The organism is Dactylosporangium sp. NPDC000555 (genome assembly GCF_040300025.1).
Taxonomy (GTDB): Bacteria; Actinomycetota; Actinomycetes; order Mycobacteriales; family Micromonosporaceae; genus Dactylosporangium.
The window spans coordinates 1-5,556 of the sequence record NZ_JBEPDB010000175.1 but is presented as its reverse complement, the minus strand read 5'-3'; the positions used below and the strand labels follow the sequence as shown (position 1 = coordinate 5,556).

Genomic DNA, 5,556 nt, shown 5'->3' with positions numbered 1-5,556 from the left:
ACTTCGGTGGCTGCACCGACCGCACCGCGTTGCGCACCGTGTTGCGCGACAGATGCAACCGCCGCGCGATCGCCTTGATCGGCATCTGCTCTGACAAGTAGAGCCGGCGGATCTCCGCCCAGTCCTCCACAGTGATCACCCTCCACGTCTTGGCACAAAGTGCTCTGGAGGGGGTCAGTTTTGACCCGTCGACACGGGGTTATTTTCACGCGTCGCCGAGTGCGCCGTGAGGCGCTGTTGATTCGAGTGGAGGTGGGAGACCTTCACCGCCTTCCCTGTCGCAGCAGGGAGGTGGAGCTGGGGGCAGCCCGACCCGGGTGACGCTGGGGAGGGTGGCAAGCGGCCCCGACAAAGCCCGGTCGTGTCAGCACCGCCAGATGGTGCGGGCCGGGCGAGCGGGACGGAAAGGAGTACGCAAGGAACCGGCGTTTACGTCCCTTAAGCGTGGACCGGCTCAAATCTGGTGGATATGGGCCGGGAGCGGTGCGCACCCGCCCGAGGGCGGGGAACTCTCAGGTCGGTCTTCGACGGCTGGCCGGGAGACCACGGTGAAGTGCTGCGGGGTAGCCGTGGTGATGCCGCAGGGACCGAGTCGGGCTCCTTCTTCGTCAAGCGAATCACAGTGAACACGGGAACCGTCCCGGTCCTGCCCGCCGCCGTGTGTCCAACATGGATGGCCGGGCTGGGCGCGTTGACCGCTGACCGGGTCGGGACGGGGCGGAGCCGCCGTAGTACTCCGAGCCGGGGAAAGCCCGCGCGCATGGGGAAGGGCGGCAGCGGTTTCAAGAAGGGAAGGAGGCTGCGATGCCGCAAGACGCACCACCGAATGGCGGTGCTCTCGACCAGGCTCCAATGGGTTCATGGTCGCGGGTAGCGGAGATGCAGGCCAAGCTTCACCGTTGGGCGGCGGCCGATCCTGGCCGCAGGTTCGACGACCTGTTCAACTTCGTGCATGACCCGGCGACGCTGCTCGTGGCGTTCGACCGGGTCGCGGGCAATCGGGGCGCCAACACGCCCGGCGTCGACGGCGTGACCGTTACCGTCGTCGAGGAAGTTGTTGGCGTGTCCGGGTTCCTGGACGACATCCGTGCTCAGCTCAAGGCGGGCACGTTCCGGCCGCTTCCGGTGCGGGAACGGAAGATCCCGAAACCGGGCGGGTCGGGGAAGGTGCGCAAGCTCGGTATCCCGACCATCGCGGACCGGGTCGTCCAGGCGGCGCTGAAGCTCGTGCTGGAACCCATCTTCGAGGCCGACTTCATGCCGGTCTCCTACGGGTTTCGGCCGAAGCGGCGCGCGCACGACGCTGTCGCCGAGATCCAGCGGTTCGGCACCAAGGGCTACCAGTGGGTGCTCGACGCTGACATCGAGGCGTGCTTTGACTCCATCTCGCACACCGCCCTGATGGACCGGGTGCGGGGCAGAGTCAAGGACAAGCGTCTGCTTACGCTGGTGAGGTCGTTCCTCAAAGCCGGGGTCTTCACCGAGACCCGCGTCCATGAAGACAGCTTCACCGGAACGCCGCAGGGCGGCTTCCTGTCCCCGTTGCTGGCCAACATCGCCTTGTCCGTGCTCGATGGGCACGGGCACGGGCCGTGGCTTGCCGGCGGGATCATGAGTACGCCAAGCCGACGCGCCCGACGTCGCGGAAAGGGCCTGCCGAATTGGCGGATCGTGCGCTACGCGGACGACTTCGTCATTCTCGTGCACGGCACCCGCGCCGACGTCGAAACCCTGCACGAAGAGATCGCCACCGTGCTCGAACCGCTGGGACTTCGGCTGTCACCAGTCAAAACCCGGATCGTGCACATGAGCGAAGCGTTCGACTTCCTGGGGTTCCGCATCCAGTGGCGCCGCAAGCGAGGAACGAACAAGTGGTACGTCTACACCTTCATCGCTGACCGGCCCATCCGGTCGTTGAAGGACAAAGTCCGTGCCCTGACCAGCAGGTTGTCGCAGCAGCACCCCAGAGACGTGCTGATCCGGCTCAACCAGATCATGCGCGGGTGGGCGAACTACTTCAAGCACGCCGTCTGCAAACACACCCTCGGGCGCCTGGAGAACTTCGTATGGCACCGAGTGATCCGCTGGTGGATGCGGCTGCACCGCTGGAAGTGGAGCGACGTCCGCCGTCGCCTCACCGGCCCTGACGGCCGGTGGAGAAGACCGTCGGCGGACGGGATCGAACTGTTCAACATCGCCTCGGTGCCGGTCACCCGATGCCGCTACCGCGGCGTCCAGATCCCCAACCCCTGGATCATGCCCGACCACGCCTGAACGGCAGAGACCGTGGAGAGCCCGCTGCCGGGAGACCGGCACGGCGGGTTCGGCGAGCGGCCTGGGGAAACGGACCGGGAGTAATCCCGGCACCGCGTCCCAGGCCGACTCAACCAATCCCAGCACGGGCCGGTCAAATCAGGGATCTGGCGCAGGTTGGTGCCCCGCCGGGGGCACGTCACAGAACTGCAAAACCGGAACGCGACTGGTCGCTCACTGATCGTAGAAGCCAGTTTCGCGTCCGAGTAAGCGATCGCGGCATGAGCGGAGATGTGATCAAGCGTTCGGGGTCTGGTGTTCGGGGCCAGGTTGGGCGGCGGCGGTGGTCGGGTCGATTTGGGTACCACCCGCGAATGTACGGCGAGCATGAAGCTGGACGGGGCCGAGGCTGGGCCCGCTGTGTTTCTGCCGCGCAAGCACGGGGCGGGGTTTCCACCCGCACCCCCATGCCTCGCTTCGCATCGGCACTGGCCTGCGTGCGCGGCCAGTTCACCGGCCGCCGTCGGCACCGAAGAGAGTCCTCTCTAAAACCAGCCTTGACCGTACGGCTCAGGGCCGTCGGCGGCGTCTGGGGGCCCGCACCGCGGCTGTGGGCCGACCGTGGTCGGCTATGACAGATTGAGGTGCTCCAGCGGGAGGGCGCGTAGGAAGTCTGCTGCGGAGAATGCCTGCCCGGCGGTGACCAGGCCTGCTGCCTTGACGTTGCCTTGGAGCACGCGGGTGGTCGCCTCGGCTGCGATCGCCGCGCTGAATGCGTAGATGTCGCGGCCGCTCGCCGACACTCGGTGTTCCTGGCCGCCGCGGTGGATGGCAACCTCGACCACGAACCGTTGCTCGGAGCGGCGATGCGCGTTCGTGTCGTCCTCGGTGGCGGTCGGCGCCGTGTACAGGTAGGTGGGAATCTCCTGAGTGGGCAGGTGGCGCGCGATGGTCACGACGTCGGCGGTCGGGAACTCGGTCTCCGCCTCCCGGGCGCCGAACGGGGGCGGGAAGGTCCAGGTCGCGGTCGGCGGCGGTGTGTCACCGGACCTGAGGTGCAGCCGGCCGCCGGTGAGCACGACCCGCCGGCCAGCGCGTAGCTTGCCCGCCATTCGCGATCCTCTGGTCGGCACCCAGCTGTCCAGCGCGACGGCCACGGTGACAGCGTCGGCGGGCGGGCCCGATCCGTAGGCGGCGGTGGCCAGCAGATCGCCGAGCGCGCCGAAGAATCCGAGCGCGGGCGCGACCAGTACACCGGCCGGCGGCTCGGGTCCGTCGAACATGCGCCACGCCACCAGTGTCTCGCCGGCGACGTCCAGGTAGTGCGCTCCCGCGCGCAGTGCCGCGTCGACCAGGGCGGGTGGGGTATCGCCGAACGGGCCGGCACAATTCACCACGGCCACCACCCCGTCCAGCGCCCGATCCAGATCGGCGGGCGAGTCCAGGGCGGCGGGTCTCACCTGCGTACCGGGATGGTGGGCCGCGAGTGCGTGCAGGCGCCCGGCGTCCCGGCCGCTCAACACGAGCGCGACGTCACGCCGGCGCAGTGCAGCGACCACGAACTGCGCGGTGTGACCGTAGGCGCCGTACACGGCAACCGTAGGTGCGGAAGGGGATGGCATCCCCTGATCATGGCGACCCGGCGACGAGGAGGGCAGTGTCGCAAGCGTCAGCCTGCGCTAGATTTGCGACATGCGGGCACATCGGGTCGCGATGGCACTCACACCCGGCATGCCGATCTTCGAAGCGGCGGTGCCGTGCATGATCTTCGGCGTCGACCGTTCCCACGTCGTGAGCCCCTGGTACGAATTCTCGATCCTCGGTATCGGCGACGGGCCCGTACCGCTGCTGCCCGGATTCCACTTCCACCAGACGGCGCCCAACAGCGATCTGCAGCGCGCTGACACCCTCATCGTCCCCGCCTGCCTGGACGTGCACGAGGCCCCGCCGCCAGAACTGGTCGACGTGGTCCGCTCCGCATACCGGCGCGGCACCCGCATCCTGTCGATCTGTTCCGGAGCGTTCGTGCTCGCCGCCGCCGGCATCCTCGACGGCGCCGGGCCACCACGCACTGGCTGCCGACGAACTCGCCCGCCGCTACCCAGCCGTGACGGTCGACCCGACGGTGCTCTACATCGAGGACGACAACGTCATCACCTCCGCCGGCACCGTGGCCGGCATTGACGCATGCCTGCACCTGGTCCGTCTCGACCACGGAGCGGCCGTCGCCGCTGAAGTCGCCCGTCGCATCGTCACACCACCACACCGCGACGGCGGACAGGCCCAATACATCCGACCGGCCACACCTGCCTCCGGTGACGGCTGGCTCCCGCTCCTGCTCGAGTGGGCCATCCAACATCTGCACCGGCCCCTCACCACCGCCGACCTCGCCGCCCGCAGCAACGTCAGCGTCCGTACCGTCGAACGGCGTTTCACTGAGACACTCGGCCTGTCACCACTGCAGTGGCTGCTGCAGCAACGCGTGCGCCGGGCCCAGCAACTCCTCGAGACGACCGACCAGCCGATCGCCCAGATAGCGACCGCGTGCGGCTTCGGCACACCCGCAAGCCTCAGGGCCCACTTCGCCCGCATCGTCGGCACCTCACCCGCGACATACCGGCGCACCTTCTCCACCGGAATCACCACGAGCCCCGCCGCGAACGCGGCCGTTTAAAGCCCGCCGAAACCGCGGTGATCGAGGGAACCGAGACGGGCTAGATTGGATGGCCGTTCCACGCCACCAGCCCCACACCAGCGCCCCCACACCACACGACGACCAGACAGGCGCTGGCTCTTTGAACACCGAAAGCTGTCAGAGCAACACCGGCAGCAACTGTGCTAGCGGACGTTGAAAAAATCGTTGCTGACGGACAGTTGAGTCCCGGCTCGCGGACACCGGAATTCCTGGTGGGCGGTCAGGTGATCTCCGTCATGAAACGACGGCTGCACGGACACCGCGACGCTGTACGCCGAGATCCGCGAGCAGGGCTTCCGCGGCAGCGTCCAGACGTTGCGCCGCTACCTCCAACCGCTGCGGCCGGTCGAAGGCACCGCTCGCCGTCGCCTACCTGCTCCGAGCACACCTCCGCCACCGAAACCACGCCGGGTCGCGAAATGGATCATGAGCGATCCGGCCAAGCTCAAGGCCGAGGACCAGCACAAGCTCGAGGTGATCCGCCAGCGCAGTCCCGCCCTCGACGCGCTCGTAGGGCACGTCCAGGACTTCGCCGACATGATGCGCAAGCTGCGCGGCGCCCGCCTCCCGCAGTGGATCGCCGCCGTCCTGGCCAGCGACCTGGTGCA

The 5,556-nt window shown here is 68.0% G+C and carries 6 protein-coding genes; 4 read left to right on the top strand and 2 right to left on the bottom strand.

Annotated elements, in window-relative coordinates; translation table 11 throughout:
• The coding region (locus ABT297_RS42605) for a helix-turn-helix domain-containing protein (RefSeq protein ID WP_350559783.1) at positions 1–139 on the bottom strand (139 nt) is incomplete at its 3' end.
• 740 nt (positions 140–879) lie between these two features.
• On the opposite strand from ABT297_RS42605, the gene ltrA reads away from it, so the two are divergent.
• The gene (gene ltrA / locus ABT297_RS42600) at positions 880–2,274 is read left to right on the top strand and encodes a group II intron reverse transcriptase/maturase (protein ID WP_350559780.1); all 1,395 of its coding nucleotides are present in this window, start codon (positions 880–882) and stop codon (positions 2,272–2,274) included.
• A 608-nt stretch (positions 2,275–2,882) separates the two neighbouring features.
• Here ltrA and ABT297_RS42595 read toward each other — a convergent pair.
• The gene (locus tag ABT297_RS42595; protein WP_350559777.1) at positions 2,883–3,875 is read right to left on the bottom strand and encodes a saccharopine dehydrogenase NADP-binding domain-containing protein; all 993 of its coding nucleotides are present in this window, start codon (positions 3,873–3,875) and stop codon (positions 2,883–2,885) included.
• A 70-nt stretch (positions 3,876–3,945) separates the two neighbouring features.
• Here ABT297_RS42595 and ABT297_RS42590 point away from each other — a divergent pair, with 70 nt between their 5' ends.
• From ABT297_RS42590 to ABT297_RS42580, 3 genes are all read left to right on the top strand, one after another.
• Positions 3,946–4,437 (top strand): DJ-1/PfpI family protein, encoded by a 492-nt coding sequence (locus ABT297_RS42590; RefSeq protein WP_350559774.1) that lies wholly within the window; start codon positions 3,946–3,948, stop codon positions 4,435–4,437.
• Positions 4,361–4,927, top strand: a complete 567-nt coding sequence (locus ABT297_RS42585; RefSeq protein WP_350559771.1) for a helix-turn-helix domain-containing protein — start codon at positions 4,361–4,363, stop codon at positions 4,925–4,927. Before ABT297_RS42590 ends, ABT297_RS42585 begins: the two co-directional genes overlap by 77 nt.
• A 447-nt stretch (positions 4,928–5,374) precedes the next feature.
• Positions 5,375–5,556 (top strand): hypothetical protein (locus ABT297_RS42580; protein ID WP_350559768.1); only part of this gene is annotated, 182 nt, incomplete at its 3' end.

Bases quoted from the DNA above. Each gene is read 5' to 3' on its own strand.
- ABT297_RS42590 (WP_350559774.1), top strand. From the start codon at position 3,946: ATGCGGGCACATCGGGTCGCGATGGCACTCACACCCGGCATGCCGATC.
- ltrA (WP_350559780.1), top strand. From the start codon at position 880: ATGCAGGCCAAGCTTCACCGTTGGGCGGCGGCCGATCCTGGCCGCAGG.
- ABT297_RS42595 (WP_350559777.1), bottom strand. From the start codon at position 3,875: ATGCCATCCCCTTCCGCACCTACGGTTGCCGTGTACGGCGCCTACGGT.